Origin of the sequence: Novosphingobium sp. SG720, from assembly GCF_012275365.1 — a bacterium.
In the GTDB taxonomy this organism is placed as follows: domain Bacteria; phylum Pseudomonadota; class Alphaproteobacteria; order Sphingomonadales; family Sphingomonadaceae; genus Novosphingobium; species Novosphingobium rhizosphaerae.
The window spans coordinates 148997-175126 of sequence record NZ_JAAZQN010000006.1 but is presented as its reverse complement, the minus strand read 5'-3'; the positions used below and the strand labels follow the sequence as shown (position 1 = coordinate 175126).

The following is a 26130-nucleotide window of genomic DNA, read 5'->3' as shown; positions in this document are numbered from 1 at the left end:
ACCCGGCCGGTATCCAGGGGGCACGATCGCCGAGATCGTCAGACGCTGGCAAAACCGCGCACGGGAATGGCCGTGGTGTGCTTCAATTCCGAAAGCGTGACGGTGGACACGATATCGATCACCCCGGGCAGCTTGAGCACCACCTTGAAGATGAATTTCTGATACCATTCCAGCGATTGCGCGATCACCTTGATCATGATGTCGCGCTCGCCGAAAATGGTGTGGCACTCCAGGATCTCGGGCGTGATTTCGATCTTGCGCAGGAAATCCTCGCGCTGCTTGTCGGAAAGCGCGGCCATCTTGAGCGTGGCAAAGACAATGATCGCATCGCCCAGCTGCTTGCGATCGAGCAGGGCGACCTGACCCTTGATATAGCCTTCCTCGCGCAGCCGTTGCAGGCGCCGCCAGCACGGCGATTGCGACAGGCCCACCTTTTCGGCCAGTTCGGTGGTGGAAAGGCTGGCATCCTTCTGGATCTGGTCCAGGATCTTGAGATCGATCGGGCTGAGCGGTTCGGCCATGCGGAAATTCCTGTAATTTGCGCAACAGCTATCCGGGCTGCAGCACAACACAAGATAATATCGACGAAATGCATGGTTTACCTGCATGAACGACGCGGACCGTCGCTGCCCGGCATGGTTATGCGCAAACCCGCTGCGAAACGGCATGAATTGGCAGCGGTCGGCGGCTATGCAAGGCAACATGGCATACAAGCAGGGCACAGAGGCGATGGCGGGCGCGGGGCTGACGCGGCGCCAGGCGATTCAGGGGCTGGGCGCGGGCGTGGCCGCCGGCATGGCAGCTGGCCCGCAGGCCGCGCGCGCCGCGGCGGCAGCCGCGCCAATCGCGACCGCGCTGCCGGCCCGCGCCGCCTTTGCGCCGACCAGCCTTGCCTACCTCGACAATGGATCGCAGCACCCGCTGAGCCTGGGTGGCCAGGCCGCTATCGAGACTTATCTGGCCAAGCGGCGGCTGGACCCGGCGGCGCAAGGCTATGACCTGGACGAGGAAGGCCTGCTGGCCAAGTTCGCCCGGCTGATCAACGCCGATCCTGATGAAGTGACGTATGTGCAAAGCACCACGGCCGCCGAGCAGATGGTGCTGCGCGCGTTGGACCTGCCGGGCAACGGCGGCGCCCGCGTGGTGACCGACACGCTGCATTTCTTCGGCTCCATCCCGCTGTATGAAGAAATGGCGCGGCAGGGGGTGAACGTCACCTGGGTGCGGGCGGTGGATGGGCGCATCCGCATGGAAGACATGGCCAAGGCTCTGGCGGCCGGGGCGCGGCTGGTGGCGCTCTCGCACGTGTCCACGATCAACGGGTTCGAGCATGACCTCAAAGCCGTGTGCGACCTGGCCCATGCCCATGGCGCGCTGGTCTATGCCGACATGATCCATGCCGCGGGCTGCGTGCCGGTGGACGTGAAAGCCAGCGGCGTCGATTTCGCTGCCTGCGCTTCGTACAAATGGCTGATGGGCGATTTCGGGCTGGGGTTCCTCTATGTGCGGCGCGATGTGTGGCCACGCCTCAAGCGTTGCGCCTATGGCTATTACGGCATCGATACTTTCCAGCCGCATATCTATCCGCTCGATCCGCCGGGGGCGGCGGTGGCCGACTATGCCTTTGCCGACAATGCCACCGGCCGCTTTGCCTTGGGCACCCATAGCCATGCGGTGATCGCGCAATTGCACCATTCGCTCGACTGGATCATGGCCACGGGGGTGGCGCGCATCCAGGCCCATGCGCAAGGGCTGGTGGCGCGGCTCAAGGCCGAACTGCCCGCGCGTGGCTATACGGTGATGACCCCGCGCGAATGCCGCGCCCCGATCGTGACCGCGATCTGCGCCGATGCCCGCGCCAGGATCGGCCCGGCGATGGCTGCGGCGGGGGTGAAGCTGACGCTTTCGGCCAACCGCTTTCGCCTGACGCCTTCGGTGCAGAACGACGATGCCGACATAGACCGGTTCCTGGCGGCGCTGCCGCGCGCATGAAAGAGGCCAAGATGGCGCAAGACCTGGTGTTCATCGATGGCGAGAGCGTGCATCGCCTGCTCGATTATCCTGCCTGCATCGCGGCCATGGAGGCGGCCATGCGCGCGCTTTCGGGCGGCGCCACGCGGCAATTGCCGCGCACCATGATCCACATGGGCGAAGGGCGCACCTTTGCCCAGATGACCGCCAGCCTGGCGGACGATGGCATGTTCGGGGCCAAGCTGATCAGCGTGTTCGCCGATCCCGCCCGGCCGGGCCAGCGCCGCCATCGCGGGGTGATCACCCTGTTCGAGCCGACGGAAGGCCGCCCCGTGGCCGTGGTCGATGCCGAGGCGGTGACCCATATCCGCACTGCCGCCGCCACGGCCGTGGCCACCCGCGCCCTGGCTCGCGCCGATGCGCGCGTGTTGCTGATCATGGGCACCGGCGGGCAGGCCCACACCCACCTGGCCGCGCTGCCGCTGGTCCACCACTTCGAGCGCATCCTGATCTGGGGCCGCGATCCCGCCCGCGCGTCGGCGGTGGTGCAGGAATGGCAGGACCGCCTGCCCGTGGCCGTGGCACCCGACGCGCCAGATGCGGTGGCGCAGGCCGACGTGATCTGCACCGTGAGCGGCGCAGCCCAGCCGATCCTGCTGGGGCAATGGGTGCAGCCCGGCACCCACGTCAACCTGGTGGGATCGAGCGCGCCGGGCCCGGTGGAAGCCGACACCGCACTTGTCGCTGCCGCGCGCTATATCGCCGATAGCAAGGCCAACGCCCGCGAGGCCGCCGCCGAATTCCTGGTCGCCCGCGCCGCCGGCGCGGTGGACGATGCGCATATCGTGGCCGAGATCGGCGAAGTGCTGCTGGGCCACGTGCCCGGCCGCCGGAACGCGCAGGATATCACGCTTTACAAGTCGCTCGGCCACGCGGTGCAGGACCTGGCCGCCGCGCAGTTGCTGCTGGAGCGCGTGCGCGCGGGGTAGGCTTTTTCCAGCTCCATGGGAAAATTTCTTCCCCCGCCCCTCCTGCAGGCGGGCGGGCGTGCAGGCTTGGCTGGCCAAACCCTTATATATCCATTAATCCGGATATATGGATAATGATTCGGCCATAGCGGCGCTGGGTGCGCTGGCGCAGGGAACGCGGCTTGACGGGTTTCGGTTGCTGGTGCGGCACGAGCCCGAGGGGTTGCCGGCCGGCGAGATCGCACGGCTGCTGGATGTTCCGCAGAACACCATGTCGGCGCACCTGGGCATTCTGGCGCGAGCCGGGCTGGTGCGGGCCGATCGGCAGGGGCGCACGATCGTCTATCGGGCAGACCTGGATGGGCTGCGCGCGCTGACGCTGTTTCTGGTCACCGATTGCTGCGCGGGCAATGCCGCGCTCTGCGCGCCGCTGATTGCGGCGCTTTCTCCGTGTTGCTGAAAGGAACCGCCCAATGCACGCAGACACGAGCGTGGATATCGTCATCTATCACAATCCCGAATGCGGCACTTCGCGCAATGCGCTGGCGATGATCCGCAATGCGGCGATCGAACCGCACGTGATCGAATATCTCAAAACCCCGCCATCGCGCGCGCTGCTGACGCAGTTGATCGTGCGCGCCGGGATTTCTCCGCGCGCGTTGCTGCGCGAGAAAGGCACGCCCTATGCCGAACTGGGGCTGGGTGATCCCGCGCTGACGGACCATGCGCTGATCGATGCGATGATCGCCCATCCGATCCTGATCAACCGGCCGCTGGTGGTTTCCCCGCTGGGCGTGAAACTGTGCCGTCCGTCCGAAGCGGTGCTGGATCTGTTGCCTGCCGAGCAGCAGGGCGCGTTTGCCAAGGAAGACGGGCAGGCCGTGGTCGATGCCGCCGGGCAGCGGGTGATCTGAGCCATGGGCACGTTCGAACGCTATCTTTCGCTGTGGGTCGCGCTGTGCATCGTGGCCGGCATTGCCCTGGGGCAGATCGTGCCGGGGCTGTTCGCCGCCATCGCCGCGGCGCAACTGGCACAGGTCAACCTGGTGGTGGCCGTCCTGATCTGGCTGATGATCGTGCCGATGCTGCTCAAGATCGATTTTGCCGCACTGGGTACGGTGCGGCAGCATTGGAAAGGGGTGGGCGTCACCCTGTTCATCAACTGGGCGGTCAAGCCGTTTTCCATGGCCGCGCTGGGCACGCTGTTCATTGGCTGGCTGTTCGCGCCGTGGCTGCCGGCGGGGCAGGGGCCATCCTATATCGCGGGCCTGATCCTGCTGGCGGCGGCGCCCTGCACCGCGATGGTCTTCGTCTGGTCCAACTTGTGCGATGGCGAGCCGACTTTCACGCTTTCGCAGGTGGCGCTCAACGATGTGATCATGATGTTCCTGTTCGCGCCGCTGGTCGGCCTGCTACTGGGCGTGGCAGCGGTGCAGGTGCCGTGGGCGACGCTGCTCTTGTCGGTCATGCTCTATATCGTGGTGCCGGTGATCGTCGCGCAAGTGTTGCGCCGGGCGGTGCTGGCGCGTGGTGGGCTTAAGGGGGGCGGAGAGGCCGCTTTGGCGCGGCTGCTGGCGGCGCTTGGCCCGGTTTCGCTGGTGTCGCTGCTCACCATGCTGGTCTTGCTGTTCGGGTTCCAGGGGCAGGCCATCCTGGCGCAGCCGCTGGTGATCGCGCTGCTGGCGGTGCCGATCCTGATCCAGGTCTATGGCAATGCCGCGCTGGCCTATTGGCTGTCGCGGCGCATGGGGGTGGCCTGGTGCGTGGCGGCGCCTGCTGCGCTGATCGGGGCATCCAACTTCTTCGAGCTGGCCGTGGCGGCGGCGATCGGCCTGTTCGGCCTCAAATCGGGGGCGGCGCTGGCAACAGTCGTGGGCGTGCTGGTGGAAGTGCCGGTCATGCTGTCGATCGTGGGCGCCGTAAAAGCCACGCGTGGCTGGTATGAAGCGCGGGCGGCGGCCTGAAACGGCAAATCCGCTGCCTCCGTGGAATGGAGGCAGCGGACCGTTGCGACCCGAATGTTTCGGGGGATTGGCCGGTCAGAAGGAACCGGCGAACTGCACGCCGACCGTGCGGGGCGGGATGTAGCGGCCATAGGGCGCCGTGGTGCCGTTGCGGTTGATCGCATAGAGCACGGCGCGTTCGTCGGTCAGGTTGCGGGCAAACACGTTGACGCTCCACCCCGCATCCAGCGCCACGCCGGCGCGCACGTCGAGCTGGCCATAGCTGGGCAGCATCTGGCGCTCGCGGCCCGCGGCGGCCAGGCTGTTGAGGAAATCGCCCGGCCGCTTGCCCGTCCAAGCATAGTTCACGCCCAGCGAGCCGCTGATGCCATCGCCCAGCGGCACCTTCTGGTCGAGCCCGATATTGGCGGTAAAGCGCGCCGAATTGGGCAGGCGAGCGCCCTTGGCACCCACCAGCGCGGAACCGCCATCGGTGGCCGCCGGCAGGGCCTGGGTCAGCACGGCATCGGTGAACGTGGCATTGCCGCTGATGGCGCCGCCCTTCCACGGCCGCACCGTTCCGGCCAGTTCCACGCCGCGGCTGCGCGCCTTGGCGCCGTTGGTGGTGAACGTCAGTTCGTTGGCAGAGGTGTTCTGCAACTGGATGCGGGTCCAGTCGATCTGGAACACCGAGAGGTCGAAATCGAGCTTGCCTTCCAGCACCGAACCCTTGGCGCCCGCTTCATAGTTGACCACGCGGTCAGACCGATAGGTGCCGGGCACGCCATCGGCCAGGGTGTTGGTGCCGCCAGGGCGATAGCCGTTGGCCACGCGCGCATAGACCATCACGTCGGGCGTGATGTGCCAGCTGGGCGAAACCAGCCAGGTGAACGGGCTTTCCGACGTGCGGTGTTCTTCGCTGCTGGAAAAGCCGAAGATATATTGCGCGACGCCGGTGGTGACGACGGTGGAGAGATTGTCCTGCTTGTTGTGGGCATAGCGGCCGCCCACTTGCAGATCGAAGCCGGGCGCGAGGTGCCCGGTCACCGTGCCGAAGGCGGCCAGTTCGCGATAAGTGGAAGGCCCGGCGCCGACATAAGGCGTGTCGATCAGGCCGCCACTGGCGTTCATCAGCAGCATGGTCTGCGAGATGTTGGCGTGTTCGACCGAATAGAACCCGCCGAGCATCCAGTCGAGCGTGGTGCTGCTGCCCGAGAGGCGCAGTTCCTGCGAAAAGCGCGCGGCGCGATGCGAATTGGTCAGGAAGACCGAGGACAGCCCGTCGTAATAGCGGCCGAGCAATCCGCCGAAGATGCTGGTGAGATCCTGGTAGGGCACGGATTCGTTGACATTCCAGCCGGTGACCGAGGTGACCTGGACTTTGCCCAGATCGAGCACGGCGCGCGCGGAATAGACATCGAACTGGCTGCGGCTGGGCTGGCCCAGCACGCGGGTGACCGAATAGGGATCGGCGTTGACGCTGTTGAAATCGGTGTCGGACTTGAAATCGACCAACCCGCTGTTCTCGGTGCGCAGGCGCTGGCGAATGGCGCTGAGCGTGATCGTCAGGTTATCGACCGGGCGCAGCAGCAGCGCGGCGCGGCCGCCCCATTGGCGCTGGTGGTTGGCGTTGGCCAGGAATTGCCCGGTGTTGCTGTCGGTGTTGTCCACCCAGGCCGGATCGCGGCGATAGAAGCCGCTGACCGCCAGCGCAACGCGGTCCTTGATCAGCGGCACGTTGAACGAGCCGCGCAGCGAATTGCCCTGGCCGCCGTGGGCCACGGTTGAAACGCCCGCTTCCACCCGCCCGGTGAATTGCGTGGTGCTGGGGTCTTGGGTCACGTACTTGATGATGCCGCCCAGGCTGGCCGCGCCATAGAGCGTGCCCTGCGGGCCGCGCAGCACTTCGATGCGCGAAAGGATCGCCGGGTCGAAATCGGGAATGTCGGTATCGCCGTTGGCCGTGGCCGAACCGAAGGGCACATCGTCAACCAGCACGGCCAGCGTGGGATTGGTGGCCCCGCCGGTGGTAATGCCGCGCAGCGACAGGCTGTGCACGGCCTGGCCGGAATATTGCAGGCCGGGGATGCGGTTGAAGTAATCGCGGATGTTGGTGAGGTTCTGCTGGGTGAGCGTGCTGGCCGACAGCGCGGTGACCGGGGCAGGCACGTCGATCAGGCGCTGGCTGGTCTTGAGCGCGGTGACGATGATCGTCTCGCCTGAATCATCGGCGTTGGCCTGCGGCGCATCCGGCGCGGCGGTTTGCGCGTGGGCGCCAAGGGCCAGGCCGCTGGAAAGGATCGGCGCCAGGGCCAGGGCCAGGGCGGATCGACGGCGGAAGGCGCCGGTGGTGTTGGTCTGCATGGATGCCCTCATTGTTCTGGTTGGTTCGTTATCGGCAAGAACACCACAGCGAAGCGGGAATTTTTATTTGGATATGGCGCAGGCCTGCCCGCTACCGGTCATTTTTATGCGTGAAAGCGGCCCGGCGGGGTGTGAGGCGTGCCGTGGCGCCCGGCGCGATTCGCCTGTATCGCTGGCGCTTGCCGCATAATCTATGCCGGCCACGGCCATGGCGGCCGCGCGAAAGACACGGACTGCCCGGGCTGGCTGCGCTAGGCTGCGCGGCATCACCATAGCGAGCGCCGCGATGCCCCAGTTTCAATCCGTGCTTTCCGTCCGTGCCTTTCTGCCCTTGGCCGCCGCCCTGGCGATGGGTGCTGCGCCGCGCCAGGCGGACCAGCTTGCCGTCACGTTGCGCCCCGACATGGCCGATGGCGCGGTGGCGGGGGTGGCCGTGGCGATGGACCTGCCCGCGCCCGCCGACGGCACGCTCTTGCTGGCAGCGCCGGTGGTCTATCCCGGCGCGCCGGGGGTGGCCGACCGGCTGAGCGGCCTGGCCGTGAGCGATGCGCAGGGGCCGGTGCCGCTGGCCATGAGCGAGGATGCGCCGGTCAAGGGCGGGTTCCCATGGTATCGGCACTGGCGTGCCACCCGCGCGGTGCAGGGGCAAGTGGCGATCCACTATCGCGCGGCGGTGATGCCGGCGGGTGGGCCCGGCGGGCCTGCCTTTGGCCTCCGTGCGGTGGGCGGAGGGCTGGCGGCGTCGGGCGGCGGGTTCCTGCTGCTGCCGGAAAACCGCGACGCGCTGCCCGCGCGGTTGCACTGGGATCTTTCGGCCATGGCCAAGGGCGCGAGCGCGGCGATCTCTTATGGCGCGGGCGACGTGGTGGTGCCCGGTGGCGCCCAGGCGCTGGCCGATAGCTGGTTCATGGCGGGGCCGCTGGGCCACTGGCCGGCCACCGGCACGCGCGACGGCTTTGCCGGGACCTGGCTGGGCCAGCCGGTGTTCGATGTGCCCACCGCGCTGGCGCGGGCCGGGGCGGCGCACCGCTATCTGCAGGGCCATTTTCCCCACATGAAGGGCCAGCGCGCCTATCGCATCTTCGTGCAGTTCCGCGATGCGGCGCCCTATGGCGGCGGCACGGCGCTGGACCAGTCCTTCATGCTTTCGCGCGGGCCGCTGGCGCCGGGCGAAAAGGGCGAAATGCCCAGCTCGCTGTTCTTTCACGAGATGATCCACCAATGGACCGGCCAGATCGAAGCGCCCAGCGGCATTTCCAGCTGGTTCTCCGAAGGGCTGACGACGTATTACGAAGACGATCTGCAATGGCGCGGCGGATTTGAAAGTGCCGATGCCTATCTCGACGCGGTCAACCGGCTGGCGCGCCGCTATTTCACCAGCAAGGCGCGCAACATGGCGGCGGCCGATGTGGTGAAGATCGGCTTTGGCGATGAAGAGGTGCGCCACATCGTCTATTACCGCGCGGCGATGTATTTCCACGATCTGGATGCCCGCATCCGCGCCCATAGCCATGGCCAGCGCAATCTGGAAAGCGTGCTGTTCCCGCTGTTCCTCTCGCGCGAACAGGGCGTGCGCTTTGATACCGACGCGTGGCTGGCTGCGGTCTCGCGCGAATTGGGCGACGCGGGGGAACGCGACCGGTTCAAGCGCCTGATCCTGGACGGAACGGATACGCTCGATCCCCTGCCCGATAGCTTTGGCCCCTGCTTTGCCCGCGTGGCGGCGCAGTGGGACACGCCCCATGGGCATGTGGATGGCTGGCAGTGGCAACGGGCCGCACCGCCTGCCGGGGCGTGCCGGTGAACCGCGCGGCCCTGGCGCTGGCGCCGCTGCTGCTGGCGGCCGCGCCACCGCCCGCTTTACCCGCGCAAGATGGCCCGATTGCCCCGGCGACCGGCCACCATGCCCTGGCCACGCCCGCTGGGCGGCTGGACTATGACGCGGTGTTCGAACAGCAGGTGCTGCGCGGCCCGGATGGGCAGCCGGCGGCGACGATTTCCACGATTGCCTATCTGCGCAGCGGCACGGCCGATGCCGCGCGGCCGGTGATCTTTGCCTTCAACGGCGGGCCAGGTGCTTCGTCCTCTCCCTTGCACGTCGAGGCCATGGGGCCGCGTCGGCGCGAAGGCACCGGCCTGGTGGACAATGCCGAGACGCCGCTCGATCGTGCCGACCTGGTGTTCGTCGATCCGGTGGGTACCGGGTTCAGCCGCCCGCTTACGCCTGGTGGCGGTGCCCCGTTCTGGAGCGTGGCGGGCGATGCGCGGGCCATGGCCCAGGCGATCACCGGCTGGCTGGCCGCGCATGGCCGCGCCCATGCGCCGGTGATCGTGGTGGGGGAAAGCTATGGCGGAACCCGCGCGGCGGCGATGCTGCCCTTGCTCAAGGACGTGAACCTGGCCGGCCTAGTCCTGCTCTCTCCCGCCCTGGCGATCGGGCCGCAGGGAGACAGCGAACTGGTCGAGGTACTGCCGGCCATGGCTGTGGCCGCTGCGGCCCACGGCAAGGGCGCGCTTGCCGGCCTGCCCCCGGCGGAAGTGGAAGCGCGCGCAGCCGCCTTTGCCGCCGGCCCTTATGCCCGCGCCTTGCTGGCCGGCAGCGCGCTGGCCCCGGCACAGCAGGCCCGCGTGGCGGCGCAGATGGCGCGGTTGATCGGCCTGCCAATGGCCACGATCCGCGCCGCGCGCTTGCGGGTGGACGTGGAAACGTTTCGCGCCACGCTGCTGGCCGACAAGGGCCAGGTGGTCGGCCGGCTTGACAGCCGCGTGGCGGCGCCGCGCCCGGCGCCGGTGGCCGGGCGGCCATCGGCGGCCAGCGATCCCGCGTTGGGGCTGGGCGCGAGCAATGTGATCGTTTCCGCCGCGCTGGGCGATTACTTGCGCCGCGAACTGGGCGTGCAGACCGCGCGCGACTATGTTGCGCTGACGCTGGACGTCAATTTCCAGTGGCGCTGGCCGCGTGTGGAGGGTTCGGGCGATGGTGGGGACGAGGCCGATCGCCTGCCCGATCTGCTGGGCAACCTGGCCCAGGCCATGGCCGACCATCCCGCCCTGCAAGTGACGCTGGTGGGTGGCTATTACGACATGGCCGTGCCGCTGATGGCCACGCGCGATGCGCTGCACCATGCCTGGCTGCCGGAATTCCGCGCGCGGTTGGTGGCCTTGCCGGCGGGGCATGCGGTCTTTGCCGAGGCGCCCGGCCGCCAGGCGATGCGCGCGATGATCGATCAGCTCTTGCGCGCGAACACGAACCACCAGGCCAGCCCCAAGACCAGCCAGCCACCCACCAGAAGATAGGGGCGCGGATCGGCCTCCACGCCAAAGGCGGCAATGGCCAGCGCCGCCACCACGCCGGCCAGGCCGACCAGCGTGACGGTGGCAGGCGCCATGCCCAGTGCCGCGCGGGCGTGGATTTGGGGGTGGTGGCGGGCAACGACCGTGGCCGACCAGGAACAGGCGGCATATTTCAGCATGGTCGGCAGATTGACCGCCAGCAGCAGGAACACCAGGCTTCGCGGCAGGAGCATGCCGGCCATGGCGCAGGCCCAGGCCAGCAGCACGGCCACATGCGGCGTGGCAAAGCGCGGATGCACCCGGCCCAATGCGGTGGGCAGCGCGCCGCTGCGGCCCATGGCAAAGAGGCTGCGCGAAAAAGTCAGCGCCAGCGCGTTCATCGACTTGACGATGGAGAGGGTGGCCGCGCCCACGATCAGGATCGTCGCCGCCGGGCTGCCCATGGCCACGCGCGCGGCATCGAGCAGCGGCGCCTTGCTGGCGGCGAGCCCCGCCGGGCCGACCAGGCCCAGCGCCGTGGCCGCCACCGCGCCATAGACCAGGGCAGTGAGCGCAATGGCCAGGGCAATGCCCAAGGGCATGGTGCGCGCGGGGTTGCGCACTTCCTCGCCGATTTCCACCGCGCTTTCGATGCCCAGGAACAGGCTGATCATCAGCGGCACGGCGGCGAGCACCTGGGGCAGCGGCACCGAGAGCGGGCCGCCCATCGTGGCCAGGCGCACATGCGGCAGGCCAAGCGCCACGAGCAGCGCCAGCACCACCAGCAGCAGCGCCATGAGCGCCGTCTGCGCCTTGGCCGCAAGCGCGACGCCGCGATAGTTGAGCGCAAAGACCAGCGTGATCAGCGCCGCCATGGCGGGCAACGGCGGCAGGGGCACGACCATGCCGAGATAGCCGACCAGCACCTGGGACAGGATCGCCATGGCGCCCACGTTGGCCACGATGCGCATCCAGGCGATGAGAAAGCCGACCGCCGGATGGATGAAGCGGCGCGGCCATTCGTAGGATGCGCCCGAAACCGGCAGGGCCGAACCGAGATAGGCATAGGCCAGGGCAAAGATCAGCATCGGCAGCGCGGCAAGGCCGATCGCGGGCAACAGGCCCGCCCCGGCAACTTGCGCCGTCGGCCCCAGGATCGTGAAGATCGAAACCCCGATCGCGGTGCCCGCGCCGAACGTGACGACACCAACCAGGCCCACCGATTTGCCGAGCTGGACCGGCGTTTCGGGTGCGCTCATCGCAGAGTGCCGGTGATGAAAGCGCGCAAGTCTGCGGCCAGCGCCTGCCGTGCATCGCGGCCCAGATAGGCCATGTGCCCGGCGGGGTAGGTGCGGAAGGCAACGCGGTCTGCCGGCGCACCGGAATGGGCCATGGTATCGTGCGCCGTGCCCAGCGGCGTGACCAGGTCATAGAACCCGGTGCCCACCAGCACGCGCAGCGCCGGGTTGCGGTTCATCGCTGTGGCGAGATCGGTGGCATAGTTGCTGGGGGACGAACCATAGTCCCACGGCCCGTTCACATCGCGAAAGGCAATCGCCTTGTAGGGTTGGGGCAGGTTGATCTTGAGCGTGTCGCGGGCATAGGCGTCCCACGCGGCGACGAAGCCGGGCACATATTGCGCCATGGCCGGATCGTCGGCCACCGGGTCTGGCCCGGCGGCGGCCAGCGGCAGGGTGAAGCGCGCATCGTAAAGCCCGGTGCGCCGCCCTTCGCCAGCGAGCAGCAGGCGGGCAAAGGCCGCGCCCGACAGGCGCAGGTCATTGGCCAGGATCGCTTCGGCAGGAACGCCGATGAGGCGCGCCATGGCCTGCGCGACGGCGGCACGGCGCGCGGGATCGAGGCGCGACCCGGCATGGAGCGCGCCGAGATAAGTGTCGTCGACAAAGGCCTGCGCGGCATCGACCTGGCCCTGCGGGGTGCAGCCTGGCGCCACCTTGTGGAAATGGCAGGCCGTGGCCGCCAGGCTGGGCAGGATGCCGAGGTAGGCACGATCGTCGCCCGCTTCGCCATGGGCCATGTCCATCGCCTGGCCCAGCAGGATCACGCCGTTCAGGCTGATGCCGTCCATCTGCCCGGTCTGGGTTGGGCCGCCGGCCAGCAGCCGCGCCACTACCGCCGCGCGCACCGTGCCATAGCTTTCCGAGAGGATGTATTTGGGCGCGTTCATCCGGCCGTGGCGGGCCAGCCACTGTTCCATCACCTGCACCGTGGCCACCGCGTCCTGCTCCACGCCATAGAACATCGCCGGGGTGCCATCGGCCAGGATGCGGCTGTAGCCGGTGCCGGGCGGATCGATCAGCACCAGGTCTGCCACGTCGAGCGGGCTGTCGGCATTGGCCACGGTGTGGAACGGGGCGGTGGTCTGCGGATGATCGGGATCGTCGAAATCGATGCGCTGCGGGCCAAGCAGGCCCATGTGCAACCAGAGCGAGGCCGAACCTGGGCCGCCGTTGAACACGAACACCACGGGCCTGGTGGAATCGGGGTTCGCCGTCTTCCCGCCGGCTTTCAGATAGCTGGTGGCAAATACGCTCGCGGCCGCCTTGCCATCGGGGCTGCGCAGGATGAATTCTTCTTCCGCTGCCTCATAGGCCATGCGCGTGGTGCCGAACGTGCCCTGGCCCTTGGTGACGAAGGCGCGCGGCGCGGCGTCCTGCGCCTGCGCGGGCAGCGGAGCGGCGAGCGCGAGGGCAGCGGCCAGGATCAGGCGGTCAATCGGCATGGTCGGCAATCTCGTATCCAAAGGCGGAGCGGGCGGTAAGCCCGGCATCCTGGCTGGCCAGGTTTTCCTTGGCGGGATGGAGCGGCGGCGGCGTGGTGAACGGGGCAATGCCCAGCGCGGTGTAGATCTCGCTGGGGAAATAGGCGACCCCGCCGCGCAGCACCAGGCGCGGGCGGCGGATGGCGGCGATGTCCTCCACCGGATTGCCCGGCACCAGCACCAGATCAGCGAGCTTGCCCCGCGCGATCGTGCCCAGTTGCCCCTCGCACCCCAAAAAGCGCTCGGCATCCAGCGTGCCCGTGCGCAGCGCCTGGGCCGGGGTCAGGCCCGCTTTCACATAGAGCTCCAGCTCGCGCTGCACGGCAAAGCCGGTCGCTTCGTCGGTGCCGGGCAGCAGGACAATCCCGGCGCGGTGCAACATGCCGATGGTTTCCAGCACTTTGGCAAAGCCACTGTGATAGGCCGCATCGGCGGCGGCATCGGGCAGGCTGACGAAGGAACGCTGACGATAGCGCTGGAAGCCGATCGGCATGTGGCCGAGGAAATCTTCCTGCCCCGGCGGCACATGCCCGGCGCGGCTGAGCATCAGCTGTTCGAGGATCGAGGCCGTGGTATCGAGCGCGACATGGTGCTGCTGCATCAGCCCCACGGTGTGCTGCACGGCGGGCGCGGAAAGATCGAGGCTGCCCGCGCGTGCCATGGCCGTCAGGCGCAGGGGCGTGCGGCTGTCTTCGCCCGGCTGCAAGATCCAGCCCAGCATCAACTGGTTGATATGGGCAATGGAATCATAGCCATCGGCAATCACCCGGTCGGGCGTGTCGAAGGCGGGGACATGGCCGGTCACTTTCAGGCCGAGGCGATGCGCCTCTGCCGCGATGGGCGCCACCCAATCGGGGTTCATCGAATTGTAGATCTTGATTTCGGCATAGCCGCGCGTGGCGTACCAGCGCACGTCCTTGAGCGCTTCGTCCACGCTGGCTGGAATGAAGCCGAAGCGCGCCGAATAGGGGCTGCGCCCCTCGATGAAGCCATTGGGGACGATGCGCGGCCAGGCCACCTGCCCGGCATCGACGCGGGTGATCAGGTCTTGCAGGAATGCGTTGTCGTTGCCCATGTCGCGCGTGGCGGTGACGCCGGCGGCCAGATAGAGCAGGCCCGAAGGCAGCGTGGCATGCGAATGCATGTCGTGCAGCCCCGGATAGACCGTGCCGCCCTGGCCATCGATCACTGTCTCGTCGGCCGGATCGGGCGCGGCGGGGTCTTCTGCCAAGACCTGGGTGATCGTGTCGCGCATCACCACCACGGCCGAAAGGGCAGAGCGGGTGCCGCTGACCGGATCGAACACGTGCACGTTGCGGATGCGCAGCGGCGTGGCAAAACGGTGCGCGAGTTGCTGTTGCAGCGTCAGCGCGCGCGCCGTTTCCAGCTCGGTCGCCAGCTTGCCCAGCATGGGCACTTGCGCCTCATGGCCGGCGCGGATCGTGGTGCCATCGGCGCCGGGGCCGAACACGCCCGCCAGCCGCCCCGCGCCATCGAGCAGGACATAGCCAGGGTTGAGCTGCACCCCGGTGATGCGCCAGGCGGTGACCGGCAGGGCCGACTTGCCGCTGCCCAGCGCGAACCTGCGCACCGCTTGCGCGCAGACCCGGCCCGATGGCAGCACGGCCAGGCAATGGTCCGGCCGCCCCATCGCCGCGCGGGCATAGAGCGCCAGGGCATAGGGGCTGTCATCGTTGGCGATATAGAGCGGCGGGCGGGCAGAGGCCTGGCTGCCGGCGTCGGCCTGGCTTTTCCACCGCGCCACTTGCCCGGCATAGGCATAGCTTTCATCCACCGCGCCACCCATCAGCGAGGTGCCCTGGATCGTCCAACTGGTCGGCACGCCCGAGGGATCGAGGACCAGATCCTCGTGATGCTTGGGGCCACGGCCATTGTCGTCCACGCGGTAATCCACGGCCACGCGGTTGCCCTGGGTGTGGATCTTGAGCGAACCGACGGTTTCGCCGTTGGAGACGATGACGAGGTTTTCGTCCGCCCCCTGTGCCGCCGCGGGCGTTCCGGCGAGAGCGAGGACGAGCGGGAGCAGGGCGCGGCTCATCGCGGCGCCTGCCCGGTCTGAACAGGAACAGTCTTGGTGATCAGCATGCGAATGTCGTTCCCCAGGTCCTGGGCCGTGGCGGCCACCGAATAGCCGGTGTGGCCCCCGTCGTAATAGCGCAAGGTCACGCGCTGCGGGTCCCAGCCCGATTGCGTGGCGAGCAGTTCGGCCGCGCCCATCGTGGTCTGCGTGTCGTAATAGCCGTTGGCGACCAGGACCTGAAAGCGCGGGTTGGCCGCCATCATCGCGGTGATCCCCTGGTAATAGGGCCAATCGGCAAAGGGGCTGGTGCCCGATCCCCAGCCCCACTGGTCGAAGCCTTCTACGGGTGCGGAAAGGACATAGGGCTGCGTTTCTGGCACCTTGAGTTCGTCGCGGCGATAGCGTTCGAACAGGCGGGCCAGGGTATCGGTGATCGCCTCGGAGGCATCGGGCGCGCCGCCCTGGGTGGGCGCGGGCATGGTATAGCGCGCGTCCATGCGGCCGAGCACCAGGCCCTTGTCCTTGAGCAGTTCGACGCGATAGCGTTCCTTGGATATGCGCAAGTCGTGCGCCAGGTACCACGCCGTCGGAATGCCGGTGAAGGCCGCCAGGCGCGCGGCAACGCGGGCGCGATCGGCGAGCGGCGCGCCGCTGCCCTGATAGAGCACGGTCAGGTAATCGCCCTTGGCAAAGGCGCGCGCGGCGGCCAGGAACGCGGGCCAGTCCATGCCCTGGAAGGCCGGGTCCTGCCGATCCGCCTTGCCATGATACCAGGCGATCGCCGCCAGCGTGGGCAACGAGGCGACGTAGCTGGTGACATTGGCGGGGCGCTGGGCATATTCGACGATGTTGGCCGCCTGGCCATAGAGCACCACGCCGGCCAGCGGCAGCGGATCGGGGCCCTGCGCCAATTGCCGCGCGATCTCGCAGGCGCGGTTGGTGCCATAGCTTTCACCCATCACATAGACCGGCGCGCCCGTTCGCCCATGGGCGACAAGCCAGGCGCGGATGAACGCGGCGACTTGTGCGGCATCGGCGCGCACCGACCAGAACGCGTGGGGATCGGTGCCCGGCGCGGCGGTGCTGAACCCGGTGGAAGCGGGATCGACGAAGACCAGGTCTGCGGCATCGAGCGGCGAGGCGGGATTGTCTGCCAGGGTGACTTTGGCCGGATCGGCGGCGATATCGTCGGGGAATGCCGCCCGGCGCGGGCCCAGGCCGCCGACGTGGACATAGGCCGAGGCCACGATCGGCCCGCCGTTGAACGCGAACAGCACCGGCCGCGTGGCGGGATTGGCGCCATCGCGCAGATAGGCAAAACTGACGAGGCGCGCCGCGCCATCGGCGGTCTTGACGTCGGTCGCCTCGACCCGCGCGGTATAGGCCAGGGCCTGCCCGCCGAACGTGCCCTTGTGGTGGGTAATGACCGGCGTTGCCAATACGGTTGCCGGCTGGGGTGTTGCCGTCTGGGCATGAAGCGGGGCGGCGGCGCAGAGCAGGAGCGGAAGCAGCAGGGCGCGCATCGGGACAACCTTTCTCAAAGAGCGCAACCCGTGCCGGGCGAAACCGGCACGCGCTGCCACTGCCAGGCATCGACGGTTTCGCCGCGCGGCAGGTAAGTGACGGTAAAGACACGGTCATCGCGGCGCAGGCGCAGCGTCAGTTGCTGGGTCTGCTCGCCCTGGATGCCATCCTGCGGCACGGGATCGACGATCTCGTCGCCATCGCGCACACCCGCCAGCGCGGCGGCAGAGCCGGGCACCAGGCCGCGCACGACGCGCTTGGGCTCTGCCAGAACGTCGGTGGCAAAGCCCAGGTCATAGCGGCGCAGGCGGGCAGTGGTGCGGGCAAAGCACGGGCCAAAGGCGTCGGACGCCGGCAGTGGCACCGCGCCATCCAGGAACGCGCGGAAATCGGCCACCGCCTGCGGGCCGAGATGGCGGGAAAGCTGATCTTCCCAATCGGCGTTGGTCAGTTGCACGCCGGCCTTTTGCCGCGCAAGCAGGGCCAGGACCAGCGTGTCGAGGCTTTCGCGCCCGCCGCTCTTCTTGCGCAGCGCGTGGTCGACCGTGGCGAAATAGAGCATGCCGCGATCATAGGGCAGGGTGCGGATGCGGGTGTCGGCCCAGAACCGCGCCGGCACTTGCGCGTTGGGCACGCTGGCCATGGCGCTGGTGTAATAGCGCGCGGCCGTCCAGTTCAGATCGTGCAGGAATGCATCGGCATCGATCATGCCAAAGCGGAACGGCAGGCGCGCCTGGTAGAACGTGGCCAGCCCTTCGCCGAACCACGAGGATTCGAGGCCCTCGGGCCGGGTGATATAGGGCTGGAACGTGTGGAACATTTCGTGCGCCAGCGTGATGCGGATGCTGGCCAGGTCCGCGCCGCGCCCCTTGCCGAAGGTGGTGACGAAAGCATGGTGGAGGCCCACCCCGCCGCCCGCGTTGATCGGGTTGTAGCGCAGGAACACACCATAGGGCGCGGGCCGGGCCTGGCCGAACATTTGCCGGTAATGGCCATGGAGCGCGCCGGTCCACGCCAGCAGCGCGCCGGCATCGAAGGCCGGGCGGCCCTGCCAGGCGCCGAAGAAGCCTTGTTGTGCGGGCCTTGCGGGCCAGGTGCCGATCCGGCCGGCCATGAAGAAGCTTTGCCGCAGGGCGCTGGCATCGAGCGGCTCTGCCGCCGTGACCGTGCCGGCACCCAGCGAACTGACGCTGCGGCTGCCCTTGGGCGCGCGCGACAGATCAAAGCCGAACGTGGCGCGCCAGTGCATGGTGCCGGGGGGCAGCAGCAGGAACACCTGCCCGGCGGCCGAAACCGCGCCGCCATCGCCGCTGAAGGCAAAGGGCGGGGCGGGGCCGCGCGGCGGCAGGCTGGCCTGAGCGGGCACGCGGTAGGAGACGACGAGCGTGCCCCGGATCGTGCGCGGCGCCAGCCATTGCCGCCCTGGTCCACCGCTGACGCTATCGCCGTCGGCGCTGTCGGCCAGCACGGCGTCGCGCGGGCGCAAGAGCAGCGGCCCGGCCGCATCGCGCGCGTGCAGGGGGCCCAGCAGGCTCGCCACGGTATCCACGTTGCTGGCCAGCAACGGCAATTGCAGCACCGGCGTGCCGGCCTTGGCGGCCAGGCCGGACAGGCGCAGCGTTACCTCCACCGTGCCCACGCGGGCCGGGTCGGCCGCATCGGCGCGCGGGGCAAAGGTAACCGTGAGCGCGGGTGGCGCGGCGTGGGCAGGTGCGGGCAGCAGCGCGGCTGCGGCCACCAGGGCAGGCAGGAAGCGGGGCAAGTGCGGCATTGGCAGAAGATCCCCCGTTTCGTGTTCAGATTGCCGTGCGGCCGCTTGCCGCCTGGCGCAGGGCCGCTTCCAGCGCGGCAAGGCCGGCGTCAAGCTCGGCATCGGGCAGGCAGAAGCCGATGCGGATGTGCCCGGCCTGGCCAAAGAATTCGCCCGGCGCCACGATCACCCCGCTTTGCGCGATCAGCGCTTCGGAAAAGGCACGGGTATCGGCAATGCCGGGCAGCGCGGGAAAGCAGATGCAGCCCGCATCGGGCAATTCGCCCGCCATCAGCCCGGCATCCACCATGCGCGCAAACCACGCGGCAAAGCGGGGCCGTGCGCGCGCCACGTGGCCGCGCCAATGATCGGCAAAGGCATCGGCGCGCATCATTACTTCGGCCGCCACGGCGTGCGACAGGGTCGAAACACCGAATTCGGCGCGTGCGGCATAGTCGCGCAAGGTGGCCATCACGCCGGGTGCGCCCACGATCCAACCACAGCGCAACACACCCAGGCCGAAAATCTTGGTCAGGCTCGACAGGCTGATCACCGCCGGCGAGAGCGCGCAGGCCGGGCCGGGGCGGCTGGTCTTGTCGGCATAGTCGCCATAGACTTCGTCCACCACCAGCAGCACGCCGCGCGCCTGGGCAAGCTGCGCCAGCTCGGCCAGGGTTTCGCGCGCGATGCCCATGCCCGAAGGGTTGTGCAGGTCAGACACCACGATCAGCCGCGTCTCGGGGCGTAGCGCGGCGGCCACCTGGGCCACGTCGATGCCGAAATGCGGGGCAGGGCGGGTAAAGGTATCGACCGCCACGCCCTGAACCTGCGCCGCCCCGGCAAACAGGTCGAAGCCGGGCACTTCCACCAGCACGCGGTCACCGGGCTGCAGCAGGGCGCGATAGAGCAGCGCGAGGCCGCCCGTGGCGCCGGTGGTGCACAGCACCTGGTCGATATCCACGCCATGGCTTTGCGCCAGCATGGCGCGCACGAACGGATTGCCATCGCCAAAGGCGCTGACATAGCGCGGCGAAAAGTCGGGCTCGACCGTGGCCAGCACGGCCTGGCGCAGCAAGGCACGCGGTTCGGGCACCGAGCTTTCGAACAGGCTCACGATCGGGCGCGGCGCCTTGCGTGCCAGCGTCACTGCGGCGGCCACCCATTGGGCATAAGCCATCGGCGCGGGGGCGATGGGCGGGGCGGCCAGATCGGGCGTGGCGGCAGGCAGGACAGTGCAGGTCATTGCGCCGATCCTATCGGGCAGGCGTTGCGCTTGTTATGCGATCTGTGCCCGCCGCGCGGGCGCCAGCGCATAATCCTTGTTGCCGGGGCGGCAAAGGCGGTCAATGCACCCCAGGGCAAAGGCCATGCTTTGCCAAGCCGGCAATAGCGTGTAGGCGCGCCCCCCTGGCAGTTGAAAGAAAGAGTGACAAACGATGATCGGCACCCTGATCGGCCCCATTGCCGGTAATGGGCGCAAGCGCGCCTGGATGGGCGCGGCCACCGCGCTGGCCCTTGCCACCACGGGCACGGCCCGCGCGGCCGATAGTGCCAACGCCGATGCCGATGGCCAGGATGGCCCGCGCCAGATCCGCGTGATCGGCCATCCCGATCCCGAAGGGTTGCTGCCTGATCAACACGCGCCCAAGGCGGTCAGCACGATCGGCGCGGCTTTCATCGAAAAGCAGGCGGCCACGTTCAACGCGTTCCAGCTGGTCAACATCCTGCCCGGCGCCAACGTGGCGGGCACCGATCCGTTCGGCCTGTCCACCTCGTCCAGCCTCAGCCTGCGCGGGCTCGGCCAGGATGCCATCGGCGTGACCATGGAAGGCGCGCCGCAAAACGACATCGGCTATTACTATGCCTATCCGGCGCAGTTTGCCGACGCGGAAAACGTGGCGCGCGTGGAATTGAGCCAGGGTTCGGCCGATATTGCCGCGCCGGTGGTCAACGCCGTGGGCGGCCTGCTGGCCTTGAGCCTGGATGCGCCGCACCGCGATTTCGGCGTGCTGGCCGATGCCTCGGTGGGATCGTTCAACGAACGGCGCGGCTTCGTGCGGGTGGACACCGGCGCCATTGGCAACACCGGGCTGCGCGCGTTCGTGTCCTATTCCAACAACCAGGCCGATAACTGGCGCGGGCCGGGCGTGGACAAGCGCCAGCACATCGATGCCAAGATCGCCGGGGAATGGGGCAACGGCAATACCGCCAGCCTCTCCGTCTCTTACAACGATGCCAGCAATTCCACCTATCTCAGCCCGACGCTGGCCGATTGGCAGGCGCAGGGGCGCGGCTACAACCTGTCTGCCAGCTATGGCAGCGGAGACCTCAATTACTGGCGGCTCTATCGCCAGCCGTTCCGCAATCTCTATTTCGCCGCGCCACTGCACCTGGCGCTGGGCACGGGGTTGACGCTCGACACCACCAGCTATCTCCAGTTCGGCTATGGCAACTCGCCCTATGGCGCCTCGATCGGCCCGGATGGCTATTACCCCGGCACCTATCTTGGCACGCAGGCGCTTGATGCGCCGCTCAAGCTGGCGGGCACCGAAAACGGCGGCACGGTCAATGTGTTGGGCAACTGGCTGGGCGAGCAGATGCGCGCCGGCCAGATTGCCAGGCTGACGCTCAAGCGCGGCGCCCACACGCTGACGGCCGGGCTGTGGATCGATTATGGCAGTGACCGGGTGGTGGAAAGCTTCACCCCCTTGAATGCCAATGGCGATCCGGTGGATGGCTGGGGCCATGACGAACCCGCCGTGCACACCGCCGACGGGCGGCTCTATTCGCTTGCGGATACCAAGACGATCACCGTGGCCAAGGCATTCTTCCTGGCCGACAGCATCGCGCTGTCGCCAAAGGTCACGCTCGATCTGGGCTTCAAGGGCGTGGACCTGCTCCACGCCGGGCGCAACAATCTGCCCGGCAACCAGGGGCGGATTCATTTCGACAGCTTCGCCGCCCTGCCGCGCGCGGCGATCCATGTGCAGGTGAGCGATCGGCAGCAGATCTTTGCCAACGTGACGACCAATTTCCGCGCGCCCGACGAATACACGCTCTACGACACCTACGATGGCTATGGCGGCATTGCCTCTTACGGCACCACGGCGCTGAAGAACGAATATTCGCTGGCGCAGGAGCTGGGCTGGCGCTGGCAGGGGCGCAATCTTTCGGCTTCGGCCACCGGGTTCCACTATGCGTTCCGCAACCGCCTGGTGGCGACGATGGCCAACGTGAACGGCGCCCTGGTCAATACTACGCTCAATGGCGGGCGGCAGGAATCCTGGGGCGTGGACGCGGAAGTGGACTGGCGCCCGCTGGCCGGGATGAGCCTTTATGCCTCGGGCGAATGGCTGCGCGCGCGGATCAAGGACAACCTGCCGGCCGATGGCGACTACCTGCCCACGGCGGGCAAAGTGGCGGTATCGAGCCCCAACTGGCAATTCGCGCTGGGCGGCACCTATGACGACACCCGCCTGTTCGGCAGCTTTGCCCTCAAATACCTGGGCCCGCAGTTCGCCACGTTCATGAATGACGAGCGCATTGCCGGCTATGCCACGCTGGACCTGTCGGTTGGCGTGCACCTGGCCGGCTGGCTGGATGGCAAGCGCACCGATCTGCGGCTCAATGCCATCAATGTCACCGATCCCCATGTGCTTTCGGGCGTGCAGGCGGTGACGCCGGCCGCGCGCGATACCGTGGGCACGGGCGGCACGCTGATCGCTGGCCAGGCGCCGACGTATTACATCGGCAGCGGGCGTGCCTTCATGGTCACTCTGGCGCGGCAGTTCTAGGCGTGGATGGCCCAGCAGACGGCGCCGCGACGGCGCGCGGTAATCGTTGCAACATGGGATAAGTCACGGAACGGCATAGTGTGCGCATCGTTATCGGCGCACCATGCCATCCCCCCTGCAGGCGCCCGCGCCCCAATCACGCCCTGAACCTTTCCCCGAACCCGCGCCAGAGCCCGTCCTATCGCCTGACCGGCTTTTGCGGCCGGCCCGATCGCCTGCGCTTTCGCCCGTTCTCGCGCCGGCGCTTTCGATCGCCATCGTGGGCGCGGGGCCCACGGCGGTCTATGCCCTCGATGCGCTCCAGCGCCAGGGCTTGCCTTACCGCGTCACGCTGCTTGAAGCGGGCGGACAACCGGGACAAGGCATTCCGTTCAATGCGCAGCACAATGGCGCGCACCTTCTGGCCAATATCGCCGGGTTCGAATTGCCGGCGGTGGGCGAAACGCTCAACGCCTGGGCCATGCGGCAAACGCCGCAGCGCCAGGCCGCATTGGGCCTGGCCGGCATGGCGCATGATGAACGCGCGTTCTTTCCGCGCATGGCGCTGGGCGCCTATTATGCCGATCAGCTGGCACAGGCGATGGCGCCCGATGCCGGGCCTTGCATCGTGACCCTGCATTGCCATGCCGAGGTGCATGACATCGTGGCACGTCCCGATGGCGTGCGCGTGCTGTGGACGCAATCCGATGCACCGGGGGCCGAGCGCCATGCTGCCGATTTCGACGCGGTGATCGTCGCCAGCGGCTATGGCAAGCCCGACGTGGGCGAGCGCCTGGCCGGCGCGACCGCGCGCGACAGCAAGGGGCGGCAGGTGGCCGTGCTGGGCAGTTCGCTGAGCGCCATCGATGCTGCGGTGGAACTGGCGGTGCGCCATGGCCAATTCCACGAAGCGGCCGACGGTACGCTGCAATACGCGATGGAGCGGCCCTTTTCCGTCACGTTCCTGTCGCGCAACGGCCTGTTGCCCGAGGCCGATTTCTGGGTGCCCGAACAGGCCACGCCGCTGCGCCATTGCACGCCCCGGGCGCTGGCCAGCGCGGTGCGCGGCGAGGAAGGCGATCTCGACCGCGCCTTTGCCCTGTTCGCGCGCGAACTGGCGCAGGCCGATCCGGCCTATGCCGCCGCGATGGCGCTCGACACCGCCGATGCCGACAGCTTTGCCGATCGTCACTTCGCGCGCCGCATGGCGGCCGATCCCTTTGCGCATGCGCGGGCCAACCTGGCGCAAGCGCGCGCCAGCCATGCACAAGCCCGGCCCAGCCCCTGGCGCCATGCGATCCTGCGCATGCACGAAGCATTCGCCACGATCGTGCCTGCCCTGGCGCCGGGGGACCTCGCGCGTTTCGTGCGCGGGCTCAAGCGCGTGTTCGTGGACAACTATGCGGCGGTGCCGCATCTTTCGGTGGAGCGCCTGCTGGCACTGCACGATGCCGGTGTGCTGACCGTCCAGCGCATCGCCAGTGGTCAAAGCGTGACCCGCGCCCCGGACGCGGGTGGCAAAGCCGGCTGCTGGGCGATTGCCGGCGCAGGTTCGGTCGGCCACTTCGACGACGTGATCGACGCGCGCGGCCAGGCGCCGCTGGGCCTGGAAGACTTTCCCTTTCCCACGCTGCGCCTGCACTTGTGCGCGCAGGCGCTGGCGCAGGATCGCGATTGGCATGAAGGCCTGGCCCCCGCACAAGGCCATGTGCTTGATCCCGAAGATCCTGCCCTGGCGCGCATCCACGTGCTGTCATTGCCGTTCCTGCTGCACCGCCACCCGTTCATCCAGGGCCTGACCGAAAGCGCCGCCATGGCGCGCGCTTGCGTGGCGGCGCTGGGCCGCCGCGCGCGCGCCGCCAGCCCATCCTCGGGCTCGGCGCGCGAAGACATCCATGCCGCGCTCGATTGGCTCGACCGCACCGAGCCGATCTACCTGGGCCGTGACGTGCTGATGGTGGCGCGCGGCGAGCGCGATGAGCAGGCGCCGCCAACGACCTGATCTGCGGACGGAATTTTTTCGCAAGCGGGGTGACGGAAACGCGCGCGCAGTGCATCGATGCGCTGATGCCTGCAATGTCCTCTTCTCTCATCGGCTGGGTGAGCCGCCACGTGCTGCCGCACGAGCGCGCGCTGCGCACCTGGTTGCGCACCGCCTTTCCGGGGCGCGATGTCGATGACGTGGTCCAGGAATCCTATTGCCGGCTGGCTTCGCTATCCAGCGTCGCGCATATCGACGATCCCCGCCGCTATTTTTTCCGCATTGCGCGCAATATCGTGCTGGAGCAGGTACGCCGTGAGCGGGTGGTGCGGATCGAAGCGGCCAGCGGGCTGGCCGTGCTGGAAGGGGCAGCGCTTGAGCAGCAAGGCCAGGGCGAGGAAAGCAGCCCCGAACGGATTGTCGCCGGGCGCATGGCGCTGGAGCGGGTGGAGGCGTTGATCGACGCGCTGCCCGAGCGCAGCCGTGCGATCGTGCGCATGCGCAAGATCGACGGCCTGCCCCAGCGCGAGATCGCCGCGCGCCTTGGGCTTAGCGAGAACGTGGTGGAAAACGAAGTGGCGCGGGGCCTGCGCCGCGTGCTGGACCAGTTGACGGAAGGCGAGCGCGCGGAAATGCCCACGCGTGCCCGCCGCGCGCCGCCGGTGCGCGCGCCCCGGCAGGGAGAGCGGCCATGACGCCAGGCAATCCGATCGATGGCAATCCTATCGATGCCAATCCTATCGATGCCAATCCCGTCGATGTCCGGGCCTGCCAATGGGCCGCCGCGCTCGATCGCGGGCTCGATGCCCAGGAAGAAGCCGCGCTCGATGCCTGGCTTGGCGAGGACACGCGCCATCGCGGTGCCTTGCTGCGCGCCCAGGCCGGCATGGCGCTGCTCGATCGCTGCCGCGCGCTGGGCAGTGGTGGCGAGGCGGCCGATGACGCCGGCGATGCCGGGTCGGGCGAAGATGGGCCGGGCGAAGATGGGGCCGACGATCTGGCAAAGAGCGCAGGCTGGCGCACCACCCGTCGCCAGGCGCTTGCCCTGGCGGGCGTGGGCGTGGCCGGCGGGTTGGTCGGCGCGGGCGCGCTGGCGCTGTGGCCACAAGGGCAGGGCATCCGCACGCGCATCGGCGAGATGCGCCGCGTGCCGCTGGCCGACGGGTCGATGGCGGTGGTCAATAGCGGCAGCGAATTGAACCTGTCGTTCACCCCGCGCCGCCGCGATGTGAACCTGGCGCAGGGCGAGGCGTGGTTCCAGGTGGCCAAGGCGCCCGACCGGCCCTTTACCGTGCGCGCCGGCCGCGTGCGGGTGCAGGCGGTGGGCACCGCGTTCAACGTGCGCCGTGCCGGCGTCGGGGTTGACGTGGTGGTGACCGAAGGCACGGTGAAAGTGTGGAGCGAAGGGGGCGAGCCGCTCCTGGTGAAGGCTGGTCAGCGCGCCGTGCTCGACGATGGCGTGGGCCTGGCGGTCAGCGCCATCGCGCCCGATGCGGCGCAGCAGGAACTGGCCTGGCGCGAAGGGCAGATCGTGCTGGACGACGTGACGCTGGCCCAGGCTGCGCAACGCTTCAACGCCTATCACGAAGACCGCCTGGAAGTGGACCCGGCGCTGGCCGACAAGCGTGTGGTCGGCTCTTTCCAGACCAACGACATGGATGGTTTTGCCCAAGCCTGTGCGGCCATGGTGGGCGGCCGGGTTGAGCGCGGCAACGGCGTCATCCGTATTTTGCGATAGCGTGCGATGACAAAAAGCGGGA

19 protein-coding genes are annotated in these 26130 nt (G+C 68.3%); 11 read left to right on the top strand and 8 right to left on the bottom strand.

What is annotated here, in order from left to right; all coding sequences use genetic code 11:
- Positions 1-38: 38 nt before the first annotated feature.
- On the bottom strand, positions 39-521 hold the full coding sequence (locus tag FHW94_RS19155) for an Lrp/AsnC family transcriptional regulator (protein WP_168557438.1): 483 nt from the start codon (positions 519-521) through the stop codon (positions 39-41).
- Between the two features lie 181 nt (positions 522-702).
- On the opposite strand from FHW94_RS19155, the gene FHW94_RS19150 reads away from it, so the two are divergent.
- From FHW94_RS19150 to arsB, 5 genes are all read left to right on the top strand, one after another.
- Positions 703-1992 (top strand): aminotransferase class V-fold PLP-dependent enzyme, encoded by a 1290-nt coding sequence (locus FHW94_RS19150; protein ID WP_246866274.1) that lies wholly within the window; start codon positions 703-705, stop codon positions 1990-1992.
- A complete protein-coding gene (locus tag FHW94_RS19145; protein ID WP_168557437.1) occupies positions 1989-2960 on the top strand; it encodes an ornithine cyclodeaminase family protein in 972 nt (323 codons plus the stop codon). The genes FHW94_RS19150 and FHW94_RS19145 overlap by 4 nt, the downstream gene beginning before the upstream one ends.
- A gap of 106 nt (positions 2961-3066) precedes the next feature.
- Entirely contained in the window at positions 3067-3399 is a 333-nt protein-coding gene (locus FHW94_RS19140; RefSeq protein WP_168557436.1) for a metalloregulator ArsR/SmtB family transcription factor, read from the top strand.
- Positions 3400-3412: 13 nt separating this feature from the next.
- Positions 3413-3853: an arsenate reductase (glutaredoxin) gene (arsC, locus tag FHW94_RS19135; RefSeq protein ID WP_168557435.1), complete on the top strand. Its 441-nt coding sequence runs from the start codon at positions 3413-3415 to the stop codon at positions 3851-3853.
- A 3-nt stretch (positions 3854-3856) separates the two neighbouring features.
- A complete protein-coding gene (gene arsB, locus FHW94_RS19130; RefSeq protein WP_168557434.1) occupies positions 3857-4903 on the top strand; it encodes an ACR3 family arsenite efflux transporter in 1047 nt (348 codons plus the stop codon).
- 75 nt (positions 4904-4978) lie between these two features.
- Here the strand turns inward: arsB and FHW94_RS19125 are convergent, their stop codons facing one another.
- Entirely contained in the window at positions 4979-7246 is a 2268-nt protein-coding gene (locus FHW94_RS19125) for a TonB-dependent receptor (protein WP_168557433.1), read from the bottom strand.
- Between the two features lie 286 nt (positions 7247-7532).
- On the opposite strand from FHW94_RS19125, the gene FHW94_RS19120 reads away from it, so the two are divergent.
- Both FHW94_RS19120 and FHW94_RS19115 read left to right on the top strand, forming a co-directional pair.
- A complete protein-coding gene (locus FHW94_RS19120) occupies positions 7533-9050 on the top strand; it encodes a hypothetical protein (RefSeq protein ID WP_168557432.1) in 1518 nt (505 codons plus the stop codon).
- The gene (locus tag FHW94_RS19115) at positions 9011-10543 is read left to right on the top strand and encodes a peptidase S10 (RefSeq protein WP_168557431.1); all 1533 of its coding nucleotides are present in this window, start codon (positions 9011-9013) and stop codon (positions 10541-10543) included. The genes FHW94_RS19120 and FHW94_RS19115 overlap by 40 nt, the downstream gene beginning before the upstream one ends.
- Here the strand turns inward: FHW94_RS19115 and FHW94_RS19110 are convergent.
- From FHW94_RS19110 to FHW94_RS19085, 6 genes are read right to left on the bottom strand one after another with little or no spacing between them, the layout of a single operon-like run.
- The gene (locus tag FHW94_RS19110; protein ID WP_168557430.1) at positions 10474-11778 is read right to left on the bottom strand and encodes an amino acid permease; all 1305 of its coding nucleotides are present in this window, start codon (positions 11776-11778) and stop codon (positions 10474-10476) included. The genes FHW94_RS19115 and FHW94_RS19110 overlap by 70 nt on opposite strands.
- Positions 11775-13262 carry a peptidase S10 gene (locus tag FHW94_RS19105; RefSeq protein WP_168557429.1) on the bottom strand — a complete coding sequence of 496 codons (1488 nt, stop codon included), beginning with the start codon at positions 13260-13262 and terminating at the stop codon, positions 11775-11777. Before FHW94_RS19105 ends, FHW94_RS19110 begins: the two co-directional genes overlap by 4 nt.
- A complete protein-coding gene (locus FHW94_RS19100) occupies positions 13252-15360 on the bottom strand; it encodes an amidohydrolase family protein (RefSeq protein WP_168557428.1) in 2109 nt (702 codons plus the stop codon). The genes FHW94_RS19105 and FHW94_RS19100 overlap by 11 nt, the downstream gene beginning before the upstream one ends.
- Complete coding sequence (locus FHW94_RS19095; protein WP_168557427.1) at positions 15357-16865, bottom strand: peptidase S10; 1509 nt, start codon at positions 16863-16865, stop codon at positions 15357-15359. Before FHW94_RS19095 ends, FHW94_RS19100 begins: the two co-directional genes overlap by 4 nt.
- Positions 16866-16879: 14 nt before the next feature.
- The gene (locus tag FHW94_RS19090; protein ID WP_168557426.1) at positions 16880-18637 is read right to left on the bottom strand and encodes a peptidase M61; all 1758 of its coding nucleotides are present in this window, start codon (positions 18635-18637) and stop codon (positions 16880-16882) included.
- 25 nt (positions 18638-18662) lie between these two features.
- Positions 18663-19859: a pyridoxal phosphate-dependent aminotransferase gene (locus FHW94_RS19085; RefSeq protein WP_246866273.1), complete on the bottom strand. Its 1197-nt coding sequence runs from the start codon at positions 19857-19859 to the stop codon at positions 18663-18665.
- Positions 19860-20052: 193 nt separating this feature from the next.
- On the opposite strand from FHW94_RS19085, the gene FHW94_RS19080 reads away from it, so the two are divergent.
- From FHW94_RS19080 to FHW94_RS19065, 4 genes are all read left to right on the top strand, one after another.
- Positions 20053-22410 (top strand): TonB-dependent receptor, encoded by a 2358-nt coding sequence (locus tag FHW94_RS19080; protein ID WP_246866272.1) that lies wholly within the window; start codon positions 20053-20055, stop codon positions 22408-22410.
- A 259-nt stretch (positions 22411-22669) separates the two neighbouring features.
- Entirely contained in the window at positions 22670-24391 is a 1722-nt protein-coding gene (locus FHW94_RS19075) for an FAD/NAD(P)-binding protein (protein ID WP_168557425.1), read from the top strand.
- A 74-nt stretch (positions 24392-24465) separates the two neighbouring features.
- Positions 24466-25065 carry a sigma-70 family RNA polymerase sigma factor gene (locus FHW94_RS19070; RefSeq protein WP_246866270.1) on the top strand — a complete coding sequence of 200 codons (600 nt, stop codon included), beginning with the start codon at positions 24466-24468 and terminating at the stop codon, positions 25063-25065.
- Complete coding sequence (locus FHW94_RS19065; RefSeq protein ID WP_168557424.1) at positions 25062-26108, top strand: FecR domain-containing protein; 1047 nt, start codon at positions 25062-25064, stop codon at positions 26106-26108. Before FHW94_RS19070 ends, FHW94_RS19065 begins: the two co-directional genes overlap by 4 nt.
- The last annotated feature ends 22 nt before the right edge of the window (positions 26109-26130 follow it).

Coding starts and splice junctions, on each gene's coding strand:
- FHW94_RS19095 (WP_168557427.1), bottom strand. CDS start 16,865: ATGCGCGCCCTGCTGCTTCCGCTCCTGCTCTGCGCCGCCGCCCCGCTT.
- FHW94_RS19070 (WP_246866270.1), top strand. CDS start 24,466: ATGTCCTCTTCTCTCATCGGCTGGGTGAGCCGCCACGTGCTGCCGCAC.
- FHW94_RS19120 (WP_168557432.1), top strand. CDS start 7,533: ATGCCCCAGTTTCAATCCGTGCTTTCCGTCCGTGCCTTTCTGCCCTTG.
- arsB (WP_168557434.1), top strand. CDS start 3,857: ATGGGCACGTTCGAACGCTATCTTTCGCTGTGGGTCGCGCTGTGCATC.
- FHW94_RS19085 (WP_246866273.1), bottom strand. CDS start 19,859: ATGACCTGCACTGTCCTGCCTGCCGCCACGCCCGATCTGGCCGCCCCG.
- FHW94_RS19140 (WP_168557436.1), top strand. CDS start 3,067: ATGGATAATGATTCGGCCATAGCGGCGCTGGGTGCGCTGGCGCAGGGA.
- FHW94_RS19150 (WP_246866274.1), top strand. CDS start 703: ATGGCATACAAGCAGGGCACAGAGGCGATGGCGGGCGCGGGGCTGACG.
- FHW94_RS19100 (WP_168557428.1), bottom strand. CDS start 15,360: ATGAGCCGCGCCCTGCTCCCGCTCGTCCTCGCTCTCGCCGGAACGCCC.
- FHW94_RS19125 (WP_168557433.1), bottom strand. CDS start 7,246: ATGCAGACCAACACCACCGGCGCCTTCCGCCGTCGATCCGCCCTGGCC.
- FHW94_RS19155 (WP_168557438.1), bottom strand. CDS start 521: ATGGCCGAACCGCTCAGCCCGATCGATCTCAAGATCCTGGACCAGATC.
- FHW94_RS19080 (WP_246866272.1), top strand. CDS start 20,053: ATGATCGGCACCCTGATCGGCCCCATTGCCGGTAATGGGCGCAAGCGC.
- FHW94_RS19145 (WP_168557437.1), top strand. CDS start 1,989: ATGAAAGAGGCCAAGATGGCGCAAGACCTGGTGTTCATCGATGGCGAG.
- arsC (WP_168557435.1), top strand. CDS start 3,413: ATGCACGCAGACACGAGCGTGGATATCGTCATCTATCACAATCCCGAA.
- FHW94_RS19110 (WP_168557430.1), bottom strand. CDS start 11,778: ATGAGCGCACCCGAAACGCCGGTCCAGCTCGGCAAATCGGTGGGCCTG.
- FHW94_RS19065 (WP_168557424.1), top strand. CDS start 25,062: ATGACGCCAGGCAATCCGATCGATGGCAATCCTATCGATGCCAATCCT.
- FHW94_RS19090 (WP_168557426.1), bottom strand. CDS start 18,637: ATGCCGCACTTGCCCCGCTTCCTGCCTGCCCTGGTGGCCGCAGCCGCG.
- FHW94_RS19105 (WP_168557429.1), bottom strand. CDS start 13,262: ATGCCGATTGACCGCCTGATCCTGGCCGCTGCCCTCGCGCTCGCCGCT.